At 34.4% G+C, this 22,442-nt stretch carries 26 protein-coding genes and 1 riboswitch; of the genes, 24 read left to right on the top strand and 2 right to left on the bottom strand.

Going from position 1 to position 22,442, the window contains the following annotated elements; genetic code table 11:
* The first annotated feature begins 686 nt into the window (after positions 1-686).
* The 6 genes from ACTWP4_RS16030 to ACTWP4_RS16005 all read left to right on the top strand — a co-directional run bounded on the left by ACTWP4_RS16030 (position 687) and on the right by ACTWP4_RS16005 (position 5,795).
* Positions 687-1,304: a stage V sporulation protein AA gene (locus ACTWP4_RS16030; protein WP_443129788.1), complete on the top strand. Its 618-nt coding sequence runs from the start codon at positions 687-689 to the stop codon at positions 1,302-1,304.
* Positions 1,294-1,728 (top strand): stage V sporulation protein AB, encoded by a 435-nt coding sequence (locus tag ACTWP4_RS16025; protein WP_443129787.1) that lies wholly within the window; start codon positions 1,294-1,296, stop codon positions 1,726-1,728. Before ACTWP4_RS16030 ends, ACTWP4_RS16025 begins: the two co-directional genes overlap by 11 nt.
* Positions 1,729-1,742: 14 nt before the next feature.
* Complete coding sequence (locus ACTWP4_RS16020; RefSeq protein ID WP_443129786.1) at positions 1,743-3,212, top strand: spore germination protein; 1,470 nt, start codon at positions 1,743-1,745, stop codon at positions 3,210-3,212.
* 185 nt (positions 3,213-3,397) lie between these two features.
* A complete protein-coding gene (lysA, locus tag ACTWP4_RS16015; protein WP_443129795.1) occupies positions 3,398-4,696 on the top strand; it encodes a diaminopimelate decarboxylase in 1,299 nt (432 codons plus the stop codon).
* A 10-nt stretch (positions 4,697-4,706) separates the two neighbouring features.
* Positions 4,707-5,141: a peptidylprolyl isomerase gene (locus tag ACTWP4_RS16010; protein WP_443129785.1), complete on the top strand. Its 435-nt coding sequence runs from the start codon at positions 4,707-4,709 to the stop codon at positions 5,139-5,141.
* Positions 5,142-5,429: 288 nt separating this feature from the next.
* Positions 5,430-5,795: a GNAT family N-acetyltransferase gene (locus ACTWP4_RS16005; RefSeq protein WP_443129784.1), complete on the top strand. Its 366-nt coding sequence runs from the start codon at positions 5,430-5,432 to the stop codon at positions 5,793-5,795.
* 124 nt (positions 5,796-5,919) lie between these two features.
* On the opposite strand, the gene ACTWP4_RS16000 is transcribed toward ACTWP4_RS16005, so the two are convergent.
* A complete protein-coding gene (locus ACTWP4_RS16000) occupies positions 5,920-6,003 on the bottom strand; it encodes a YjcZ family sporulation protein (protein WP_018931611.1) in 84 nt (27 codons plus the stop codon).
* A gap of 140 nt (positions 6,004-6,143) precedes the next feature.
* Between ACTWP4_RS16000 and ACTWP4_RS15995 the strand changes: the two genes are divergently transcribed.
* The 14 genes from ACTWP4_RS15995 to ACTWP4_RS15930 all read left to right on the top strand — a co-directional run bounded on the left by ACTWP4_RS15995 (position 6,144) and on the right by ACTWP4_RS15930 (position 18,176).
* A complete protein-coding gene (locus ACTWP4_RS15995) occupies positions 6,144-6,872 on the top strand; it encodes a segregation/condensation protein A (RefSeq protein WP_443129783.1) in 729 nt (242 codons plus the stop codon).
* Between the two features lie 21 nt (positions 6,873-6,893).
* Entirely contained in the window at positions 6,894-7,475 is a 582-nt protein-coding gene (gene scpB / locus ACTWP4_RS15990; RefSeq protein WP_443129782.1) for an SMC-Scp complex subunit ScpB, read from the top strand.
* A gap of 342 nt (positions 7,476-7,817) precedes the next feature.
* Positions 7,818-8,921 (top strand): D-alanyl-D-alanine carboxypeptidase family protein, encoded by a 1,104-nt coding sequence (locus tag ACTWP4_RS15985; protein ID WP_443129781.1) that lies wholly within the window; start codon positions 7,818-7,820, stop codon positions 8,919-8,921.
* The gene (locus ACTWP4_RS15980; protein WP_443129780.1) at positions 8,914-9,522 is read left to right on the top strand and encodes a nucleoside recognition domain-containing protein; all 609 of its coding nucleotides are present in this window, start codon (positions 8,914-8,916) and stop codon (positions 9,520-9,522) included. Before ACTWP4_RS15985 ends, ACTWP4_RS15980 begins: the two co-directional genes overlap by 8 nt.
* Positions 9,523-9,524: 2 nt before the next feature.
* A complete protein-coding gene (locus ACTWP4_RS15975) occupies positions 9,525-10,058 on the top strand; it encodes a spore maturation protein (protein WP_443129779.1) in 534 nt (177 codons plus the stop codon).
* 100 nt (positions 10,059-10,158) lie between these two features.
* Complete coding sequence (locus ACTWP4_RS15970) at positions 10,159-10,875, top strand: pseudouridine synthase (RefSeq protein ID WP_443129778.1); 717 nt, start codon at positions 10,159-10,161, stop codon at positions 10,873-10,875.
* Between the two features lie 67 nt (positions 10,876-10,942).
* Positions 10,943-11,533, top strand: coding sequence for a thiol-disulfide oxidoreductase ResA (gene resA, locus ACTWP4_RS15965; protein ID WP_443129777.1), 591 nt, complete (start codon positions 10,943-10,945; stop codon positions 11,531-11,533).
* 9 nt (positions 11,534-11,542) lie between these two features.
* Positions 11,543-13,165: a cytochrome c biogenesis protein gene (locus ACTWP4_RS15960; protein ID WP_443129776.1), complete on the top strand. Its 1,623-nt coding sequence runs from the start codon at positions 11,543-11,545 to the stop codon at positions 13,163-13,165.
* Positions 13,166-13,204: 39 nt separating this feature from the next.
* Positions 13,205-14,392: a c-type cytochrome biogenesis protein CcsB gene (gene ccsB, locus ACTWP4_RS15955; protein WP_443129775.1), complete on the top strand. Its 1,188-nt coding sequence runs from the start codon at positions 13,205-13,207 to the stop codon at positions 14,390-14,392.
* Positions 14,393-14,472: 80 nt separating this feature from the next.
* Positions 14,473-15,192: a response regulator transcription factor gene (locus tag ACTWP4_RS15950; protein WP_443129774.1), complete on the top strand. Its 720-nt coding sequence runs from the start codon at positions 14,473-14,475 to the stop codon at positions 15,190-15,192.
* Positions 15,193-15,194: 2 nt separating this feature from the next.
* Positions 15,195-15,376: riboswitch (cobalamin riboswitch) on the top strand.
* Between the two features lie 99 nt (positions 15,377-15,475).
* Complete coding sequence (locus ACTWP4_RS15945; protein ID WP_443129773.1) at positions 15,476-15,850, top strand: DUF4430 domain-containing protein; 375 nt, start codon at positions 15,476-15,478, stop codon at positions 15,848-15,850.
* A 4-nt stretch (positions 15,851-15,854) separates the two neighbouring features.
* Entirely contained in the window at positions 15,855-16,349 is a 495-nt protein-coding gene (locus ACTWP4_RS15940; protein ID WP_443129772.1) for an ECF transporter S component, read from the top strand.
* 119 nt (positions 16,350-16,468) lie between these two features.
* Positions 16,469-17,011, top strand: a complete 543-nt coding sequence (locus tag ACTWP4_RS15935) for a sigma-70 family RNA polymerase sigma factor (protein ID WP_443129771.1) — start codon at positions 16,469-16,471, stop codon at positions 17,009-17,011.
* Entirely contained in the window at positions 17,001-18,176 is a 1,176-nt protein-coding gene (locus ACTWP4_RS15930) for a hypothetical protein (RefSeq protein ID WP_443129770.1), read from the top strand. Before ACTWP4_RS15935 ends, ACTWP4_RS15930 begins: the two co-directional genes overlap by 11 nt.
* Before the next feature lie 67 nt (positions 18,177-18,243).
* On the opposite strand, the gene ACTWP4_RS15925 is transcribed toward ACTWP4_RS15930, so the two are convergent.
* The gene (locus ACTWP4_RS15925; protein WP_443129769.1) at positions 18,244-18,465 is read right to left on the bottom strand and encodes a ferredoxin; all 222 of its coding nucleotides are present in this window, start codon (positions 18,463-18,465) and stop codon (positions 18,244-18,246) included.
* A 132-nt stretch (positions 18,466-18,597) separates the two neighbouring features.
* On the opposite strand from ACTWP4_RS15925, the gene ACTWP4_RS15920 reads away from it, so the two are divergent.
* Genes ACTWP4_RS15920 through ACTWP4_RS15905 form a run of 4 tightly spaced genes read left to right on the top strand, consistent with a single transcriptional unit; the run spans position 18,598 to position 22,257 of the window.
* A complete protein-coding gene (locus tag ACTWP4_RS15920) occupies positions 18,598-19,671 on the top strand; it encodes a helix-turn-helix domain-containing protein (RefSeq protein WP_443129768.1) in 1,074 nt (357 codons plus the stop codon).
* Positions 19,658-21,184: a RecQ family ATP-dependent DNA helicase gene (locus ACTWP4_RS15915; protein ID WP_443129794.1), complete on the top strand. Its 1,527-nt coding sequence runs from the start codon at positions 19,658-19,660 to the stop codon at positions 21,182-21,184. The genes ACTWP4_RS15920 and ACTWP4_RS15915 overlap by 14 nt, the downstream gene beginning before the upstream one ends.
* 1 nt (position 21,185) lies before the next feature.
* The gene (locus ACTWP4_RS15910) at positions 21,186-21,773 is read left to right on the top strand and encodes a lysostaphin resistance A-like protein (protein WP_443129767.1); all 588 of its coding nucleotides are present in this window, start codon (positions 21,186-21,188) and stop codon (positions 21,771-21,773) included.
* Entirely contained in the window at positions 21,763-22,257 is a 495-nt protein-coding gene (locus ACTWP4_RS15905) for a LysM peptidoglycan-binding domain-containing protein (RefSeq protein WP_443129766.1), read from the top strand. Before ACTWP4_RS15910 ends, ACTWP4_RS15905 begins: the two co-directional genes overlap by 11 nt.
* Positions 22,258-22,442 lie beyond the last annotated feature (185 nt).

The following is a 22,442-nucleotide window of genomic DNA, read 5'->3' as shown; positions in this document are numbered from 1 at the left end:
AGAAAAAATAGAGAACAATAAACATAAACTGCGAAGTTATACTATTTAGATTTGCTTTCTTCCAATCTTTCTTGAAGGGAGTGTCATAGCACCGCTCCGGCAGAATAATGCGCTTTTACCCAAAGGGCATAAGTCAACATCTGCTTAAGCAAGCTTTCGCAGTGTATCCTATACCGTGGGCTCGGCTTTAGCTAACTTTGTGAAGAAAAGCACTTCACAAAGTGGATCTTCAGCTTTCGCTGTCCCACAGGAGTCTTCGTATTCTGCCTCCGCTCATTTTAGTGTTTTAATTATTAGGAGAGTAGAACTTCTGGAACTTTTATTTTTGGCTTTCCTGTCACTTTACCAAAACACTATTCTAAGCTGCGGAAAAATGCGACACTCCTAGGGGAAGAGCGCGAGCCGAAGATCCACTTGGTAAAGTGGTTTTCTTTACCAAGTTAACTGAGGCCGTGCCCCTGGAAAGGGAGTATTTTTCCGCAGTGACGATCAAGCACTCATTATCAATTAGAAAAAGAAAAAGTTAACCCTACACAAATTCACAGTTTGTATCTACTACGTATTAAGTAAAAAAAGCAGGGTGGGTTTCGTATGGTTTTCCATATCGATATGAATGAATATTTAAAATCAACTTATACTAAGAACAGAATTTTCCTCACAAGCTAATAGTAAAAGGATGATGAAATGTGCAGGAAGAAAAGGTTTATATACGACTTAAAAAGAAGATTGCAGTGAAAAAACAGCATTTATTAACATTAAAAGATATTGCTTTTGTCACCGGAAATATTGATTATATAGAACAGTTGGAAACGTTAAAGATTTATCAAATAACAGAGGAGGACAAAAATGTATCTGTTATTGACGGCTTTCAATTATTAGATAAGTTGGTAGAATCTTATCCGTTTCTTACTGTTGAATTATTAGGAGCAAACCAAGTAATTGTAGAGATTAAAAAAAGTGATAAAAAAGCTAATTTCTTTTTAATCTTGTTGATTTGGCTACTTCTCTGTATAGGATCTGCGATGGCTATTATGAATTTTCATTATGATGTCAGTATGGAAGAGGTACATCAAGGGTTGTATTATTTGTTAACTGGGGAACAAAAAGATAAACCGCTATGGATTCAAATCCCCTATTCAATCGGCTTAGGCTTAGGGATGATTTTATTTTTTAATCATATTTTTAAAAAACGTTTTAATGAAGAACCGAGCCCGTTAGAAGTTGAAATGTTTAACTATCAGCAAGACCTTGATCACTATTTAATTTATCATGAGAACGTTCTAAATAAACCTGATGACTCGTGATTTACTATACATCCTAGCAGAGATATCGATAGGTTTTGGATCAGGGCTAATGGTGGGATCGGGCTTTGTAGCTTTTTTAACTGTTTTAGGAATTATTCCTAGATTAGTACAGTTGAGTAAATCTAATGAATGGATGAATCATTATCAAGCGAGCGTTATTATAGGTGCCATGGTCGGAACATATCTAACTTTTACGGAATGGACGCTGAACATCCCAGTTTTAATACTAGCCTTTTGGGGATTATTACATGGCATCTTTATTGGAATGCTAGCCGCAGCATTAACAGAAGTATTAAATGTTTTTCCGATCTTGATGAAAAGGTTAGGAATTGATAAAGAATTGCTCTGGTTATTAATGGCAATAGTTATCGGCAAAATAGCCGGTTCATTGTTTCAATGGATTATTTTTGTTGATATTTTATAGTGAAGGAGTTCATTATGACTAAAAATGAAAACAAGACACCTGTTAGCCAACTACTTAAAAAAAACCAAGAATACATGAAATCCAGATTAGGTATTGGTGTATCTTTCGATGTCGGATTTCGAGAACTTACAATTTTAAAGAAAAAAATACAGTTATATTATGTGACAGGTTTGATCGATACGGATTTTGTGATTGAAGTTATGAAAAAATTAATTTCAATAAATGATGATGAGAATGTGGATACTGATTTATATGATTTGCTAAATAACCGTATAGTTCATCAACAGGTTGAAAAGGCAAAAACTATGGACGAAGCGGTTGATCAGATGTTATCAGGACTTCTGATTATTTTTGTTGATGGTAAAGAAGAATGCTTTATCATTGATGTTAGACATTATCCAGGTAGGTCACCTCAAGAACCTGATACAGAGAAAGTTGTACGAGGTTCACGAGATGGTTATACAGAAAATATTATTGAAAATACGGCTCTGACCAGAAGACGAATAAGAGATGAACGGTTACGCCATGAAATGGTGCAAGTTGGTGAACGATCTAAAACAGATATTTGTATATCCTATTTACAGGATGTAGCAGACAACGGACTTGTGGATTTGATAAAATTTGAATTAAACCAAATTGAAGTGGATGGTATTTCGATGGCAGATAAGACGGTAGAGGAATACTTGGTTCATCAAGGATTTAATCCTTATCCTCTTGTCAGGTATACAGAACGACCTGATGTTGCTTCTTCTCATTTATTGGAAGGGCATATTTTGATTATGGTTGATACCTCACCAAGTATGATTATTGTGCCAACCACTTATTTTCATCATGTGCAACATGCAGAAGAATACCGAGAATCTCCAGCAGTTGGTACCTTTGTACGCTGGATCAGATTTCTAGGGATTTTAGCTTCATTGTTTTTATTACCACTTTGGATGTTACTTGTATTAGAACCAGCCTTATTACCTGAACAATTACAATTTATAGGACCTCAAGAAACAGGAAATGTACCAATTGTTGTTCAAATCTTATTGGCAGATATCGGTATTGAGTTCTTACGGATGGCAGCCATTCATACACCAACACCATTATCAACTGCAATGGGTTTGATTGCTGCTGTTTTAATCGGGCAAATAGCAATAGATGTAGGTTTATTTAGTGCAGAAGTAATTTTATATGTTGCGATTAGTGCAATAGGAACATTTGCTACACCTAGTTATGAGCTAAGTGTAGCAAATAAAATGGCCAGAATTGTATTAGTTATATTAACCTTTTTCTTTCAAGTGAAAGGTTTTGTTATCGGAATTACGATTATTCTAATGTTATTAATGTCTACAAGATCCTTACAAACTCCATATTTATGGCCATTTATGCCATTCAATGACAAGGCATTATGGCAGATACTATTCCGAGTGTCCATGCCTTTGTCAAAGACAAGACCAAGTATAGTAAGACCTAAAAATAATCAAAAACAAGCATAATCTTAAACATAATCACTTGAAGTGAAGATGAGCCTGTGATAAATTAATTCTATACTTTTTTAGATTTTGTAGAAATGGGAATTCTTTTATCCCTTGTCTACCTGTCTTTGATTGAAAAGATGGGGATAAGGGATTTTTGTTTGAAGAATAGAGATAGTAGCCAGAGAGAAGGCGAGGGTTCAATTATGTTACATCCATTTTCGGTTAATCAGGATGGCCATTTAACGATTGGCGGCTTGGATGCAGTTGATTTAACAAAAAAATACGGCACCCCGTTATTCGTTTATGACGTAAATAAAATTCGTGAGAACGCGAGGGCGTTTGTTGATACTTTTAAAGAACGTGGTGTACAAGCACAGGTGGCATACGCTAGTAAAGCATTTTCATCTATAGCAATGATACAAGTTGCCAAACAGGAGAATTTAAGCTTGGATGTTGTTTCACAAGGAGAGTTATATACAGCCTTGCAAGCGAATTTCCCTGTAGAAAAAATTCATATGCATGGAAACAATAAGAGTCTAGATGAACTTTCTATGGCCGTTGAGCATAATATTGGGTGCATTGTAGTGGATAATTTTCATGAAATTGATTTATTAACACATGTATTAAACGAACAGAATAAAGAAATGAATGTATTAATAAGAGTAACGCCAGGAATCGAAGCACATACACATGATTACATTTTAACTGGTAATGAAGATTCTAAATTCGGTTTCGATTTAACAAATGGACAAGCTGAAGAAGCTTTACAGAAATTGAAAAATGTAGATAAGATTCATGTGAAAGGGCTGCATTGCCATATTGGTTCGCAAATATTCGAAACGGATGGTTTTACAATGGCGATCGAAAGGCTTTTCCAAACATTGAAAGATTGGGCAGACCGCTATAATTTCGAATCAGAAGTTTTAAATGTGGGTGGTGGATTTGGTATCCGATACACTGATAATGATGAGCCTCTACCACTTTCAACTTATGTTAAAGCTACAATTGATAAAATAAGCGAGCAAGTGAAAGAACATGAGATGAAATTTCCTGAAATTTGGATAGAACCTGGACGTTCTATTGTTGGAGATGCCGGATTAACGTTGTATTCAATTGGTTCTGTAAAAGAAATACCGAATGTTAGAAAGTATGTGTCAGTTGATGGAGGAATGACAGATAATCTCCGACCAGCACTTTATGATGCAAAATATGCTGCTGTAATTGCAAATAATGTCAACGGAGACGAAAAAGAAGAAATATCACTTGCAGGTAAATGTTGTGAATCTGGTGATATGTTAATTTGGGATATCGAATTACCAAAAGTCAATCAGGATGATATTGTAGCTGTTTTATCAACAGGTGCTTACGGATACTCGATGTCTAATCATTATAATCGTTTTCCTAAAGCTGCCGTAGTTTTTGTAGAAGATGGGCAAGATAAATTGGTTATTAAACGAGAGTCATTTAGAGATATGATTCAAAATGACTTGTCATATGAATAGGAGGATAAAAATGAAACAAGCAGTAATTGAGTTTGAAAATGGTGAAAGAATTGAAATTGAGTTATTTGAAGATGCGGCTCCCAATACGGTAGCAAACTTTGAGAAATTAGCAAATGATAAGTTTTATGATGGGGTTGTTTTTCATCGTGTGATCCCTGGATTTGTAGCACAAGGCGGTGATCCTACGGGTACTGGAATGGGTGGACCTGGATATACCATTAAATGTGAAACAGAAGGGAACCCACATAAGCATGTTGCTGGTTCATTATCAATGGCTCATGCTGGTAAAGATACTGGTGGAAGCCAATTTTTCTTAGTTCATGAAGCTCAACCACACCTTGATGGTGTTCACACTGTATTCGGTCAAGTAACAGAAGGTATGGATACAGTACTTCGTATACGGCAAGGTGATGCAATGAAAAGTGTACGTGTATCGGATCTATAAACAATAAAAGTTGTCATAATTAGATAAGGATTGACATCCCAAAGGTAATATAATATTGTAAGTGAAGGAAAGCTCATAATCTATGAACTCGAAGGAACGATAGAAATGCATAGAAAAAATGGTATACTTTTTCTTGTTTTATTAGTATTAAGTATTGTGTGGGGTTGTTATTATTGGTTTGGAATTGTATTTTCTTCCTAGTAATTGGAAATAATTAATAGTAACGACTTTTGTATGAAAACATAACATATCACTATATGAATTGTTATGAATAATGAGGGGTTCAATATGTTAATTCGCTTTAAAAAAAGATTTGAAAAAATAGCAATGGGTTTACTTTCCTTTATGCCCGAAGAAAAAGAAGTATCAAAGCTGCAGGATACGATAAAAGAATACGAAACGAATGAAGATTGGCAACTTTTTCTTTGGAAAGAAGAAGAAGATGTATTAGGTGCTATTGGAGTTTATCTGGATCAAGAAACTAAATCTGCAGTTGTCCAGCATATTACAGTCAATCCTTCTCACCGTAACTTGGGAATAGGGAAGAAAATGGTCAATGCTTTAAAAAATCATTATGGTACCACTTACGAAGTGATTGCAAATAAACAGACAGATAAATTTCTACAAAGATGCAATGCAAATACGGATGAATAAAATCGTAAAGAACCTTTGCTAATCATGAAATAGCAAAGGTTCTTTTAAGTAAAAAAAACATAATCTCTAATTTAAATTAAAAAGCTTATCGCCGAAGTGACGATAAGCTATGGTAAACTTTATTCTAGAACCAAGCAGCACCAACAATGATTAAAAGAATGAACAACACAACGATTAAAGCAAAGCCACCGCCGTAAGAGTATCCCATTTTCAAACCTCCTAAAGATTTAATTAATCAATTAAAAAATTGATTTCTCGAGATTAATGTATGCATTTTAATTTATATGGTATAGGCGTTTATAATAATTAGCCTATAAAATCTGTTATTTTTATGTTGGAGGTATTCATATGCCCGACCATTATCACGTTAAATTAGAAACGTTTGAAGGTCCTTTAGATTTATTATTACACCTTATCAATAAATACGAAATTGATATTTATGATATTCCAGTAAAAGAGATAACTGCACAATATATGGCTTATATTCATACAATGCAACAATTAGAGCTTGATATTGCAAGTGAATACTTAGTAATGGCAGCAACATTACTGGAAATCAAAAGCAAGCTATTATTACCTAATCCAACTGTGGAAATTGAGGAAGAATATGAAGAAGACCCGCGTGAAGAATTGATGCGGCGTCTTATTGAATATCGAAAATATAAGGAAGCTGCGGAACATCTTAAAGAAAGAGAAGTGGAACAAAGCCAAGTTCATACAAGACCACCACTTCAACTGGGGCAGGAAGAACCATATCAATTACCAGAAGGTGCCGCCAATATATATGACATGATAGAAGCAATTGGGAAGGTCTTGGAAAGGCAAAAATGGAATCGACCAATGGAAACTTCGGTTCAGCGTCAAGAAATCCCGATCGATCAACGGATGGATGAAATCATGGAAAAAGTAAATCAACTCGAACAACCGATTTCTTTTTATCAACTCTTCCCAAGCAAAACAAGAACTTACATTGTTGCAACATTTATTGCGTTATTGGAATTAATGAAACAAAAAAAGATAAATTGCAAACAGGAGAAACAGTTGGATGAATTGATGGTATATCGATACCAGTCTTAATGATTGATGGAGGTAATCAAGTTGGATATAAATGATATTAAGGCGATTATGGAAGGGTTAATATTCGCTGCAGGAGACGAAGGCATACATAAGAAAGAAATTCGAAAAGTGTTAGACTTGGATAAAGATATGGCTGATCATCTAATCAATGAATTAAAATTCGAATATGAACATGCTAAACGAGGCATTATGTTGATGGAATCACAACAAGTGTTATTTTTAACCACCAAGCCAGAGCACAGTGAATATTTTACGAAATTAAAAGAAGCTAAAGTACAAGCTAAGTTATCACAAGCTGCACTAGAAACACTAGCGATTATTGCTTATTTACAACCGATCACTAGAACTGAAATTGAACAGATTCGGGGTGTTAAAAGCGAACGTCCACTACAAACCCTTATCTCCAGAGCATTAATTGAGGAAGTGGGGCGTAGAGAAGGAGTAGGTAGACCAATATTGTTTGGAACGACGATCGAATTTTTAACTTACTTCGGATTAAGTTCTATTGAAGATTTACCACCTTTACCTGAAGATATTAACGAAATCGATATAGAGCAAGAGGCTGACCTATTCTTCGACCGACTACAAAATATGAACGACTAACCCTGTAGCTTTAAAAGTTACAGGGGTTTATTTTATAGAGTAGGAAAGCCTATAACCATATGATGGAAGTTATCGTGTGCAAGGAAATCGCTTCGGCTGCCTCCGATATACCATTTTCTACAACGAATATCAGAAGAAGCATATAGGTATTAAAACCATATAAGTGATTAAAATACGTTATTTATGCACTTTCACAGGGATAATAACCTAAGTAAGGGGAAAACCTCGTCATTACTTTGAAATGATATCTTTAGAACATAAGGGTTTTGTTTTCTAGTCATATGCACTGCTTGTCTGCATAGAATGGTACTAACGTATATGCAAAGTGAGATGAGGTGTGTCATGCGACCGATAATTTATATTCTTTCGTTTATATTAATCTTTGTTTTATTACCACAACCGAATGTAAAGGCAGCGGTAGATGTTTCGGCAGAAAGTGCCATTTTAATGGATCAAGAGACTGGAAGAGTACTATATGAAAAAAATGCAGATAATCCAACACTTATTGCAAGTATAACAAAGATTATGACAGCAATTATAGCGATTGAATCGAATAAGCTAGACGAGTATGTTAATATTTCCGATAATGCAATATCAACTGAGGGATCATCTATCTATCTAAAAAAAGAAGATAAGATAACTTTAGAAGATCTTGTTTATGGGTTAATGTTAAGGTCAGGAAATGACGCAGCCGTTGCGATTAGTGAACATATTGGTGGAAGTCAAGAGGGCTTTGCCTTCCTGATGAATGAAAAAGCCAGATGGATAGGTATGACAAATAGTCATTTTGATAACCCCCATGGGCTTGATTCTAAAACACATTATTCAACAGCATATGACATGGCGCTTTTAACAAAATATGCCATGGAGAATGAAATTTTTAGAGAAATTTCCAGTACTTCTTCTTATCAATCATCTGCACGTGATTATGCCTGGATTAATAAAAACAAATTACTTACCCAATTATATGAGTATAGTAATGGCGGAAAAACAGGTTATACAAAAGCTGCTGGAAGAACACTTGTATCTACTGCTGAAAAAAATGGACAAACATTAATTGTCGTCACGTTAGATGCACCGAGTGATTGGCAAGATCATATCAATTTATTTGAATGGGGATTTGAGCGGTTTCCACTGCAAAAATTGCAAGAAAAAACCACAATAAAATTAGAGGCGAGTGAGGAATTTAAAATCACAGCAGAAATTCAAGAACCTGTCTATTATCCTTTATCAGAAAACGAAATGGAAAATATTAGCTATAAAAATTATGTTAGTCGTACGTCGTCGGATTTTGACAAAATTGGAGAGCGAGTCTTCTATTTAAATGATGAAGCAATTACGGAAACAGCACTTTACTACCATACAGTCAAGGAAGCTGAAGATACAACGTTCTGGACTTCTTTATGGGAACAAGTAAAACGATTGTTTGGTGATAATAGTGATTAATGTTATTTGGGCATTAATGGCAATAATCGGAATTGTGTATGCGATGTTTAATGGAACGATGGAACAGGTAAATAAGGCATTGTTTGAAGGGGCGAGTGATGCTGTAACATTGGTTATCAGTTTAGCTAGTGTATTAGTTTTTTGGCTAGGTATGATGAGAGTGGCAGAGCAAGCTGGAATATTGAGTGGCTTTGCTAAACTTTTCAGGCCTATTGTAAGACGGTTATTTCCTGAAATTCCAGATGGTCATCCTGCAATGGGTTATATTCTTGCTAATTTTTCTGCGAATTTATTTGGGTTAGGAAATGCAGCAACACCGATGGGAATTAAAGCAATGGAAGAGATGAAGAAAATAAGCAAATCTGATCAAGCAAGTAACTCCATGATTACATTTCTAGTTATTAATACTTCCAGCCTTACACTAGTACCAACAACAGTAATTGCCATTCGTATGGAGTATGATTCAGCTGCGCCGACTGAAATTGTTGCAAGTACGATTTTGGCTACATTTATTACAACTATTTCAGCGATAACCATTGATCGTTTATTACAAAAAAGACGGAAAAATAATCGCTATGCAGCTAAAGGGAAAGGAGTTTAAGTATGGTCGAATGGATGACGATCATAAGTATCTGGTTAGTTCCAGTGACAGTAATGATGATATTAATTGTGGCCATTATAAAAAAAGTTCCAGCATATGAAGTATTTGTGGAAGGTGGGAAAGAAGGCTTAAAAATGTCGATTTCTCTTCTTCCTTTTTTGTTAGGAATGTTAGTTGCCATTGCGATCCTTAGAAGTTCAGGTGCTTTAGATGCTTTTATCAGCTTATTACAACCATTATTGTCAAAGGTTGGAATACCAGCAGAAATTGCACCATTGGCTATATTACGTCCGATTTCAGGAACAGCCGCCTTAAGTATAACAACTGAGATCATCAAAACCTATGGTCCAGATTCCTTTTTAGGTAGACTGGCATCTACCATGCAAGGAAGTACGGATACTACCCTCTATATATTAACGGTCTATTTTGGTGCGGTCGGGATTAAAAAGATGGGGAATGCTTTAAAAGTTGGACTGATTGCAGATTTTATTGGTATAATAGTTTCAGTAATTATTGTTTCGTGGTTATTCTTGTAGTAGCGCTCGGTTGTAAAGCGCTACTGTTTTTCATGTATACGAAATAAATGTCATGGTTAACAATGATAACATAAATCTTGAGAGAAAGTGTGAGCATAATATGGAACGACTTCAGAAAGTAATTGCCAAAAGTGGCATCACTTCTAGAAGAAAGGCAGAGAAAATGATCGTTAATGGTCTTGTTGAAGTAAACGGTAAAGTAGTGACAGAATTAGGAACCAAAGTTACGGATCAAGACGAAGTGAAAGTAGAGGGAGTACCGATTGAAAAGGAAAAATTATTGTATTTTCTTTTCTATAAACCACGTGGTGTGATTACCAGTGTATCGGATGATAAAAATCGTAAGACAGTGACTGATTTCTTTGAAGAATATCAAGAAAGACTGTATCCTGTTGGTAGACTAGACTATGATACGTCAGGCATATTAATTATGACCAATGATGGAGATTTTACAAATTTATTATTACACCCGAGTCATCAGATTAATAAAGAATATATCGTAAAAACAGAGGGAATACCTTCTAAAGAAAAACTACAATTGTTTAAGAAGGGAATCCGTTCTGATGGAGATATACTGAAAGCAAAACAAGTTAAGCTAATGTCAACTGACCAAAAGAAAAAAACAGCGATTATTAAAGTCGTTTTACATCAAGGTAAGAACCGGCAAGTAAGAAGAATGTTTGAAGCAATAGGTACGCCGGTACAGAAACTAAAACGAGAAAAATTTGGCTTCTTGACATTAGATGGCTTAAATGCTGGTGATCACCGGGAACTAACACCACAAGAAGTTGCTGATCTAAAGAAATTGGCTAAGTAATTGTTAAATAACTGTCACAATTTTTGATCATCGTAAATGGTACAATGATCGAAGGGAGTGGGGAACTATGAATAAGATTGAACAGGCGAAACAAACCAAAAAAGCTAAGAAACGAAATCGTTTTATTTTTCGATCTTCCATATTAGTAGTACTTTTCGGAGCATTATTGTTTGCCGTTGTTTCGAATTTAACCGCTGAAGAAGAAGCAACGGTTGATATAAACGATAAAGCACCAGATTTTCAACTAAAACGTGTTGCAAACAATGAAGATGCGAAACAATCAACATTACAGCTTTCTGATCTTGAAGGAAAAGGAGTCATGTTAAATTTCTGGGCTACCTATTGTGAACCCTGTGAACGTGAAATGCCTTATATGGAGAAGTTATATCCAAAATATAAAGAGCAAGGGGTAGAAATTGTTGCTGTCAGTGTTGATGCTACAGAATTAGTAATTAATAAGTTTGTAGATCAGTATGATTTGTCATTCCCAATATTGCATGATAAAGACAGTCAAGTCTTGGATGCTTATGGTATACGACCATTACCTACGACTTACTTCATCGACGAAAATGGTGTAGTGGTAGAACGAGTATTAGGTGAACTTTCACTAGAACGACTAGAAGGTTATTTACAACAGATTGTACCAAAGGGAACGTGAGGGATTTCAATGAACACAATAAAATGTAGTACTTGTGGTCATCAGAATAAAGAAGGGACGACCATTTGCGAAAAATGTGGAAATCCGTTAGATAGTGACCAGCAAAGTACATTATTAAATATGCGATATGATGGAAGTGCGATTCGTTCAAAAACAAAAAATCGTTCGATTGTAGATAAAATCTGGAATTTCTTTTCGTCTGTTAAAGTTGGTGTAACTTTAATCGCCATTACTTTAGTTGCATCTGCTCTAGGAACGATATATCCTCAGCAAATGTACATTCCGCAAAATATTGATCCCGCGGTACATTACCGAGATCAGTACGGATTAACTGGACAAATCTATTATCAATTAGGTTTTCATAATTTATACAGCTCCTGGTGGTATATGATCTTGGTTGCCCTAATTGGAATTTCTATTTTTATCGTAAGTATTGATCGAGGATTTCCTTTATATAAAGCATTGAAAAATCAAGCTATTAAACGACATCCCAATTTTTTGAAAAGACAGAAGTTTTTCGGGGAATATCAAGATTATCAGGAGAAAGATAAAAATCGTTTTATAGATAACCTGAAAAAGCAACGTTATAAAATAACAGAAAAAGACGGACACATTCTAGCAGAAAAAGGTAGATTTTCACGCTGGGGTCCATATGTAAACCATTTAGGTCTTATTATTTTTTTATTAGGAACATTATTTCGATTCATACCCTTTATGTACGTTGATGATTTTGTATGGGTGCGAGAAGGCGAGACGCAAGTTATCCCAAGCACTCATCAACAATACTACATAAAAAACGAAGAGTTTATACTTGAAACGTATGGAAATGATGGTGAAGATGCTATTTTTAAAGATGCATTACAAAATACAAGTGGACCTGTACCGAAACATTTTGAAACAAAAGCGATTATCTATGAAGATGTTACAAAAGATGTAATAGGTTCTGAGCCAGAATTAAAAGAAGTCAAACGTGGAGAAATTATTGTCAATGAACCGATGAAAATCAATGATTTAGCACTTTATCAAGATAGTTATCAATTAAACGAATTTCAAACGATGTCCTTTAAATTACATAGAACGGCGGATGAAGAAGAAGAGGCTATAGTAGAGTTTACAGTCGATCTAACCGATCCTAAAAGTGAGTATGTGTTTGATAATGGTTATCGTATTGAATTAAACAGATATTATCCAGAATATGAACTGGATAATGGTAAACCAAGATCGATATCTAATTATCCCCGAAATCCCGGGTTTGTCTTTTTTGTTTACGGTCCTGATATCGAAGAACGCGAAGCAAGCTTTTTAGCAATTGGTCATAATATACCTTCAGGTGATAATCAATATAAGCTGAGCTTAACTGACTTTAGTGTACGTGATGTTACTGGTTTAAAAGTAAGAAAAGATCTGACCCTTCCTATTCTAGGATTAGGTGCGTTTATTTTTATGATAGGTGTCATTCAAGGAATGTATTGGCAACATCGAAGAATATGGATTCATCCAGGTGAAGAACGAATCTATATAGCATGTCATACGAATAAAAACTGGTATGGCTTAACGAAAGAATTTGAGAAAGTAATTACTGGAACATCATTTACCATGGTACAGGATCAAGAAAAGAAGAATGATGCGTAAATCATTACCGTTTCGGGTGATGAAAGGAGGAGAATGTGTATGGATTTACTATCTTTAAGTAGTGGCTTGCTGTATGCTGCTTTTGTGATCTATTTAATTGCAGTTATCTTTTTTGCTGCAACAATTAAGGACAAGCAACAAACGAAGCAATTCACATTAATGAATAAATTAGCGATTGCTACTACTATATTAGGATTTATTTCACAAGCCTGTTACTTTATTACTAGATGGATGGCAAGTGGACATGCACCAGTCAGTAACATGTTTGAATTTGTTACTTTTTTCGGTATGATGCTTGTATTGGCATTTATTATTTTATACTTTATATATCGTATAGAATTGTTAGGTTTATTTGCCTTACCAATAGCATTGTTAATTATTGGTTACGCAAGTATGTATCCAAAGGAGATTTCACCATTGGTCCCTTCATTAAAAAGTCACTGGCTGTATATTCATGTCACTACAGTTGCTTTAGGTGAAGCGATTTTAGCAGCTAGTTTTGTCGCTGGTATTATTTATTTAATCCATCAAATTGACCAATCAAAGAATACCAAGCAAACTAGATGGCTAGAAATCATTATGTACTCTATTTGTGCAACATTAGGATTTGTTTTAATCACGACTGTTTTTTCAGCAATGGATTATAACGCTACCTTTTCTTATGTAGTTGATGAAGAAGAATTCACATTAGAATATCAGTTACCAGCATTGTTTGGACCAGACAACGGGGAACTAACATCAGAAGATAGGATGGATGCTATATTTACGACGCCAGGATGGATGCATGGAGCGGAAGCCCCTCGTAAATTAAATACATTAGTCTGGTCATTATCTGTAGGTTTATTATTATATTTGTTAGCTAGAGTAATTTTAAGAAAGAGATTAGCTGCAGCTATCCAACCTCTTCTTAAAAAAGCAAATCCTGAATTATTAGATGAAGTCTGTTACCGGGCAGTTGCTATTGGATTTCCAGTATTTAGCTTAGGTGGATTAATTTTTGCTGCCATTTGGGCACAAGAAGCATGGAATAGATACTGGGGATGGGATCCGAAAGAGGTATGGGCACTTGTTACCTTTTTCTTCTATGCCATTTTCTTACACCTTCGTTTATCACGTGGATGGCATGGTGAAAAGTCAGCATGGTTAGCTGTAATCGGATTTGCTATCATTATGTTTAATTTAATCGTTGTTAACCTTGTGTTAGCTGGTTTACATTCTTACGCATAATCGTTTTTACAGAAAGTACAAGTGATATTTGTCTCTTGTGCTTTTTGCCTATATACTATAAAGAGATAGGGGGGAGAAGGATGGAACAGCAAACAAAGAAAATACTTGTTGTGGATGATGAAGATAGAATTCGCCGTCTATTAAAAATGTATCTTGAACGTGAAGGCTATGTGATTGATGAGGCGGAAGATGGAGAACAAGCCTTAAAGTTAGCTCTGAATGAAGATTACGAAGTGATTTTACTTGATCTGATGATGCCTGGAAAAGATGGGTTAGAGGTATGTAAAGAACTGAGAACTAAGAAGGCGACACCAGTTATTATGCTCACTGCCAAAGGTGAAGAGTTAAGTCGAATTCATGGTTTTGAGGCCGGGACTGATGATTACATAGTGAAACCATTTAGTCCTCGTGAAGTGGTGTTAAGGGTCAAAGCATTATTGAGAAGGTCGTCAAATTCCAATTCAATAAATATGTCAAATCGGTCCAAAGATTTGATTGAATTTCCACACCTATTAATTGATAATGATGCACATCGTGTTTTAGCAGATAACAAGGAGGTTAATTTGACTCCTAAAGAGTACGAATTGCTCTTATTCCTAGCAAAATCACCTGACAAAGTTTTTGAAAGGGAAGAATTACTTAAAGAAGTATGGAAATATGAATTTTTTGGTGATTTACGAACAGTAGACACGCATGTGAAAAGGTTAAGGGAAAAACTAAGCAAAGTATCTACAGATGCTGCGAAAATGATCGTAACGGTATGGGGTGTAGGGTATAAATTCGAAATAACACAAAATTAAAAGATTATTGCGTGTTTAATGGTGTATTGCTTAATAGGGAATCTGGTGTGAATCCAGAACTGTCCTCGCAACTGTAAGTGTAATGAAATAGCTTATGTCACTGTATGTAAATTTACGTATAGGAAGACGCTAAAGTAGAAATTATACACAAAGTCAGGAGACCTGCCATTAAACATCTATTCATGCTTCGAGGAATAAGCATGTGGAGTGTCGTATCATCATTATACATACTTTAACATAGCTTTTATCCTCAACGAATATAAAATTGAGGAGAATGAAAAATATGAAACATATAAAGCAACTATTTATTATTACTATTTTAGCGATATTAATGACTGCTTGTGGGAATTCCACTACATCAGAAGATGACATATCCATCTCATTAACTATTACGGATCAGACATCAAATACTACGATCAGCGATGAGGATTTCACGGTTCAACCAGGTACAACGTTATTAACCATTTTAGAGGATAATTATGATGTGGAAGTAACAGATGAAGGATTTCTTACAGCGATTGAAGGACATGCACAAGATACGGGAGCGAATATTTTTTGGACATATGAAGCAAATGGAGAAATGGTAAACGAGGGGATTGCTGATTACCAAGTAGAGGATGAAGATCATATAACATTTGATCTTCAAGTAATTGAGTGATAAATTGAGTACCAATAAACTTACACTTATATCATTGTTAGCTGCTGTTTGTGTTATAGGAAGAATCACTTTTCAATTTTTACCAAATATACAACCTGTAACATCAATTATCATAATAAGTGGTGCAATGCTAGGTGTATTACCCGCAATATGTATTGCCATTATCACAACCTACATTACAAATCTCTTTTTAGGAATGGGTATTTGGACTATTTGGCAAATGATCGCATGGGCTTTAATAGGACTTATTGCTGGATTAATAGGCAAAATGAAAAGTCAAAAACAAATGTTCCTATTAACTATTTTTGCGTTTATTGCTGCATTTATTTATGGTTTGATTGTCAATCTAGGTACATTTACGTTTGCTGGCAGTTTTGTCGCATATTACCTAGCTGGTATCACATTTGATATCGCTCATGCGGTTGGCAATGTTATTTTTATGATTATTTTATACCCAATATTAAATAGAGTATTCCAGCGTGTCAAACGTTTATTTTGAAAATTTACTACCACAGTATAGATTACTGTGGTATTTTAGTTTTGTAGCATAATTTTAGAGTGATTTGTAACTTTTTGATGAAAATATCGACAAATAGTATAAGGTGAGGGGGTCTTGAGGTGAAGACCACTTTTGAAGAATTATATAGTAAATATCATCAGGATTTATTTCAATTTATTTTTTATATGGTAAAAGATAAACAACAAACAGAAGATATTGTACAGGATGTCTATATAAAGGTACTAACCTCTTATCAGAATTTCAAAGGTGAAAGTTCGGAAAAAACGTGGCTTTTTTCAATTGCAAGACATGTCACTTTTGATTATTTCCGCAAATTAAAAAGAAAAAGAAATAAATTTTTAGAATTCTTTAACTGGGGAGAAGAAGGAGAGCAAATTAAATCCGAACAGCAAGAGCCGGAAGAGTATATTTTATTAGATGATCATAGGAAACAAATTTATCATTGTATGGAACATTGTAGCAACGACCAAAAACAAGTGATTATTTTACGTTTTATACAAGACTTTAATATAAAAGAAACGGCGGAAATATTGGATTGGTCCTCTAGTAAAGTGAAAACAACTCAACATCGTGCCTTAAAAGTTCTGCAACAATGTATGATGACCTCGTTTGGAGAGGAGGAACGCTATCATGAAAAATAATCATAAACCAAATGATGAACAGATTAAAGAGCAACTGCGAAAATTGCCTAAAATAGAGGATAAACGTACTAAAGAGGAGATTTATCAAAAAATTCAATTAAAAATAGATCAAGATGAAGTATCTTCTCGGAAGAAACGGTCATTTGTATGGGTTCCAATAATTGCTACAATTAGTGCGGTTCTGTTATTGTTTATTATTATACAGGGGCAAGACTTTTCAAATAGTTTGGAGCAATCATCATCAGAAATGGCAGATGAATCCAACATGGATACTTTAGAAAAATTTGATAATGGTGATGATAAAGCATCCTCAACAGGAGAAGCAGAAAAAGCAGAAATTTTTAACGAAGAGGAAGCGTTAGACAGATTAAATGAAGATTATCGATATCTACTTGATATCGATGATACACACTCTCCGAGTTTTATGGCGTTATTGACTGAACAAGGGCAACACATTGTGCCGATAACTATCTTGAACAATAACTTCTCCTATAGTCAAATTACCGACTATATCGATTTAGAAGAAAACGGATTATATGATATCGGAATACGTGATATACAATTTGAAAGAGATAATCAAGTAGTTCATGCAACATTTACTAATTCTTTTGAAGTGCAAGCTAGCGGAAACAATAGCAGCAATTTTTTTGAAGTGTTAACATTTATGTTTCAGCCATTAGGGATAGAGGAGATTCAGTTTGAGAATCGTGACCCTATTTTAAATCAAGTAGATATGAGTAATAATCTTTATCCACTAAATCCAATAGAGCAAGTACCTTATAAAATATATCAATATAATAATGGATCAGATTGGCTTGCAGCAAAGACTGATGGTGCATTTAAGACATTGACTGCTGCCTTAGAAGAAATGAAAATAGCCGCACCAAAATTCAATGTTCAGCCTTCTATTCCTGAAGATACGGTGATTGAGACAGAGGATCAGAAGGCAGGTCAGGTATTTGTTTCATTGTCATCTGATCAAATTGGATTGAATCAAAGTACTGTTCAAATGATTGAAGCGATCCTGGCAACAGCATCCACTTATGGATATCAAGAAGTACTTTTTAATATAGGTATCGATCAAATTGGCAAATATGATTTAACTCAACCAATTCAAACTACCGATCAAATTAATGTTATTTCAAATGAAACTTTTCAAAACTAAACGCCTATTAGAGACTGTAAAAAGCTACCGGGCATAACCGAAACAAAGAATAGGGTTGTTACACTCCCTATTCTTTGTGATATATTTTTACTGATTCTGTTGGACAGCTTTCGTGTGCATCTAAAAGATCTTCTTCCAAATCAATAGGAACTTTTTTCTCACCTTTATTATTATCGAGTTTGCTGTATGCGACTCCTTCGTCATCATAATCGAATAAATCAGGAGCGGTTGCACCACATACTCCGCATGCAATACATGTTTCTTTATCTATCCACGTATAATATGGCATTAATCGCCACTTCCTTTTCTTTCTTATATTCTAGCTATTAGATTATCAAATACTTTCTTAAGTTACAATGATGGAGTATTCAAATCTCACAATAATTGTTAAAATATATATAGCTAAAATTGAGGTGTTCAGATGTTTGAATGTATTTTATTAGATAGTATAATGAAATTAAATGGTGAACGAACAATATATAATATTTTTCACTTGTTAACGGCAAAGAAATCTACTCAAACGATACAAGACAGTAATTTATTTGGTTTAACCACCTGTTTTGGGATATATAAACCATTAACAAGACAAGCATTTAATCAGGAAATTCGACGATTAAGTAATAATCAGCTTATTACAATAGACAGTAATCAACAAACTGTATATATTACTGATAAAGGAAAGATTTATTATAAACAACTTAAAGAAAAATACGAGCCTTATTTTAATTTAAATGGTGCAGAATTTCATCAAACGGGAGATCAATTTTCAAAACATTTGCTGCTATTTATTCAGACATTAACTCACTTACACCAGAAAGAACAACGGTTTATACCAATTATTGAAGATGTTGAAACCCAACAATTTGTAAAAAAAGTATGGAATAAACAACATCAATTGGGTACAGAAAAAATGCTGAAATATATACATCAAGATTTGATTATTATATTAGAGGATTTTCCGGATTCACATGCAGGGGCTTTTGTTGATAGTTTAACCTCACTAAAAAAAGTAGGGCTAAGCAGATACCAAATTTCTAAGAAATATCAATTAACAATTCATGATGTCTATTTGTCTTTTAAGAACATTATTCACGCTATATGTAAAACAATCGAAACGAAAGACAAACTTACGTTTCTTCCACAATTATATCCTGTTCATAAAAATCATATGTTATTAAGTGATTCAGGAAAACAGACATTTTATTATTTGCAACAAGGACTATCGATTGACGAAATTGCCAATGTTCGTAACTTAAAAGTAAATACAATAAAAGATCACATTGTCGAAATCGCGTATATTTACAAGGCATTGAATTGGTCGGTATACATGACGGAACAACAGTATCTATTGATTAGAGATATAATAGAAAAGCTGCAATCGAAAAAATTAAAGGATATTAAGCGTCAATTACCAGATACAATTAGTTATTTCCAAATTAAACTGGTTATAGCTTTAGGTGGGAGAGAGAATTTTGGAAAAAATGATTATGTCTAAACCACAATTAGAACAGTATTTGCAAACCTATTTTGGGTTTTCGACTTTCCGTCCAGGGCAAAAAGATATAATAGATGCAGTTTTGAATAAACGGAATGTTTTTGCAGTCCTACCTACTGGGACAGGGAAATCTATTTGCTATCAATTACCAGCGATGCTGTTATCAGGAACTGTAATTGTTGTATCACCATTACTTTCATTAATGACTGATCAGGTTAAACAACTGAAGGCCACTGGATTCAAAAAAGTGGCTGCACTTAATAGCATGCTTTCATATCAAGAAAGAGAAATGTTATTACAAGAAATTGACTCCTATAAATTATTATATTTGTCACCGGAAATGCTTCAAAGTAAACGAATTTTATCGAGAATACAATCCCTTAAAATTAGCTTGTTTGTAATCGATGAAGCACATTGTATATCGCAATGGGGTCATGAATTTCGACCGGATTATTTAAGGATAAAGCAAGTGCATCAATTATTACATAAACCACCATTGTTGGCACTAACAGCAACAGCAACTCCTGACGTCCAACAAGATATTATGGAAGCATTACAAGTACCTGATGTAGAAAAATTCATCTACCCCATGGATAAGCCAAATATCTGCTTGGTTGTGGAACGCGTAAATCATATCAAAGAAAAGGAAGACAAGCTTGTAGAGATAATTAAGCACTATACTGTTCCTACTTTACTATATTTTTCAAGCAGAGATGAAGCAGCGAGAGTAGCATCTATCTTGCAAGCAAAAGTACAGGATCGAAATATCGCCTATTATCATGGTGGCCTAGATAATCAGGATAGATTGTTGATCCAACAACAATTTATGAACAGGCAATTAGATGTGATTTGTTGTACAAATGCTTTTGGAATGGGAATTAATAAAAAAGATATCCAGTTAGTGATTCATTATCATTTTCCATCACAAATTGAATCATTTATACAGGAAATAGGTAGAGCCGGGAGAAATGGTCAGGAATCTGTTAGTGTTACCCTTTACCATGAATATGATCGTATCATACCTCAACGTTTACTCGACTCAGAGTTACCGGACGATGGACTTGTTAAACTAATGTTACAACAAATTTATAATAGTGAAGTATCGATTGAAGAACTAAAAGACGAGTTTATGTTGAAAGCAAATGGCGTTGAACCTCATTGGCGGTTTTTTCGTTATCAATTAGAAAAGCTTAAGATAATAGAACAAGACCGAATCAATATATCAAATATTTCTTTTAAGGATGCCGTTCTTTCTTTGCAAAAAACAATAGAACAACGTTATCAATACAAATATAATAAATTAAATGAAATGCTAGAATGGCTCCATACAAAAGGTTGTAGAAGAAAAGAACTGTTTAGCCATTTCCAAGATCATATTCAAAAACCAAGCAACATGTGTTGTGATTATTGTGACTTCCAATGGGAGAACTGGCGACCAGCATTTGAACAGAGTAACAGTAAAAATCAAGATTGGCGAACCAGTTTAAAAGAGATGTTATACCAAGGAGAATAAAATGCAAAAAAGCCAAGCAGACCTTATAAAATTACTTTCAAGTAAACAATTGAAACAACAAGTTTGGATATCACAGGCGCTTCTTGGGCTAATCACTGTAATATTAGCTTCTTTTTTGATAGATGACTGGCAGACTATAAGTTCTTTATTCTATTGGAATTTTTATGATTGGCTTATATTTGGTGTTTTCTCTGCTTTTGTAATAGTTTTATTGGATTTAACGCTAATGAGATTCTTTGCTAAAAAATGGTGGGATGATGGAGGCATCAATCAAAAGATATTTCAGCAAGGCTCATATACGGAAATCATTTTATTGTGTTTATTCATTGCTTCTGTTGAAGAATTTCTATTTAGGGGTGTGATCCAAACCAATTTTGGTATATTGATTGCTAGCATACTCTTTGCAGTCGTTCATATTAGATATTTATCAAAAATGGTCTTGTTTATTGCGATTATCGGATTGAGTTTTTGGATAGGTTTTGTTTATCATTTGACAAGCAATCTTATCGTGGTAATCACACTTCATTTTCTTGTGGATGTTATATTGGCTTTGTTAATTAGGACAGGGAGGTTTAGGCATGCATCATGATCAAAGAGACGATCAAGCAGCATCACTAAGAAATCAAGTTGATCAGCAACAAAAAAAGTATATTAAGTCAGATTCATTACCTCCTAGAAGTGAAGTGCATAAGAGTAGAAAAATGAAGTCTAAATGGAAGATATCCTTTCCTTTTATACGATTTATTTTAGTATTGTTTATAGTGATTATACTCTTAATATTAACATTTAAACTATGGGGCGAAGAGTATTTATCATCTGCAGAGTCTAAGGAAAGCGAGCATCCAGTAGAACAGGTATTCATTACGAAGAATTCCTCTAATATTGTAAAAGAAGATAACAACTCAGATATTACTATTCATGAAGTAGAACGAATGGATAGCTTATTTTCGATTTCTGAACAATATTACGGGAATTCGAACTTTGCAAAACAAATTATGGAGGCCAATCAAATTGAAAATGATACATTAATCGTAGGTCAGGAAATTGTTATTCCTAATATTGAAGAAAATTAATCTAATGATCAAAAGTAAATAGAGGTCACTTCTAGAGCGTAGCGACTGTAACCGTGTAACACGGAGGGATCGATGAAGGCAAGCAAAATGACGATTGTAATCGATAATGGATCACGGCTGAGTTATTCCTATCCGATCGTAGCACGCTTAGGGAAGTCTCCTATTTTGGGACTTGTGTGTACGTG

Source organism: Gracilibacillus sp. D59, from assembly GCF_052246695.1.
Lineage (GTDB): Bacteria > Bacillota > Bacilli > Bacillales > Amphibacillaceae > Gracilibacillus.
This window is presented reverse-complemented; position numbering and strand designations above follow the sequence as displayed.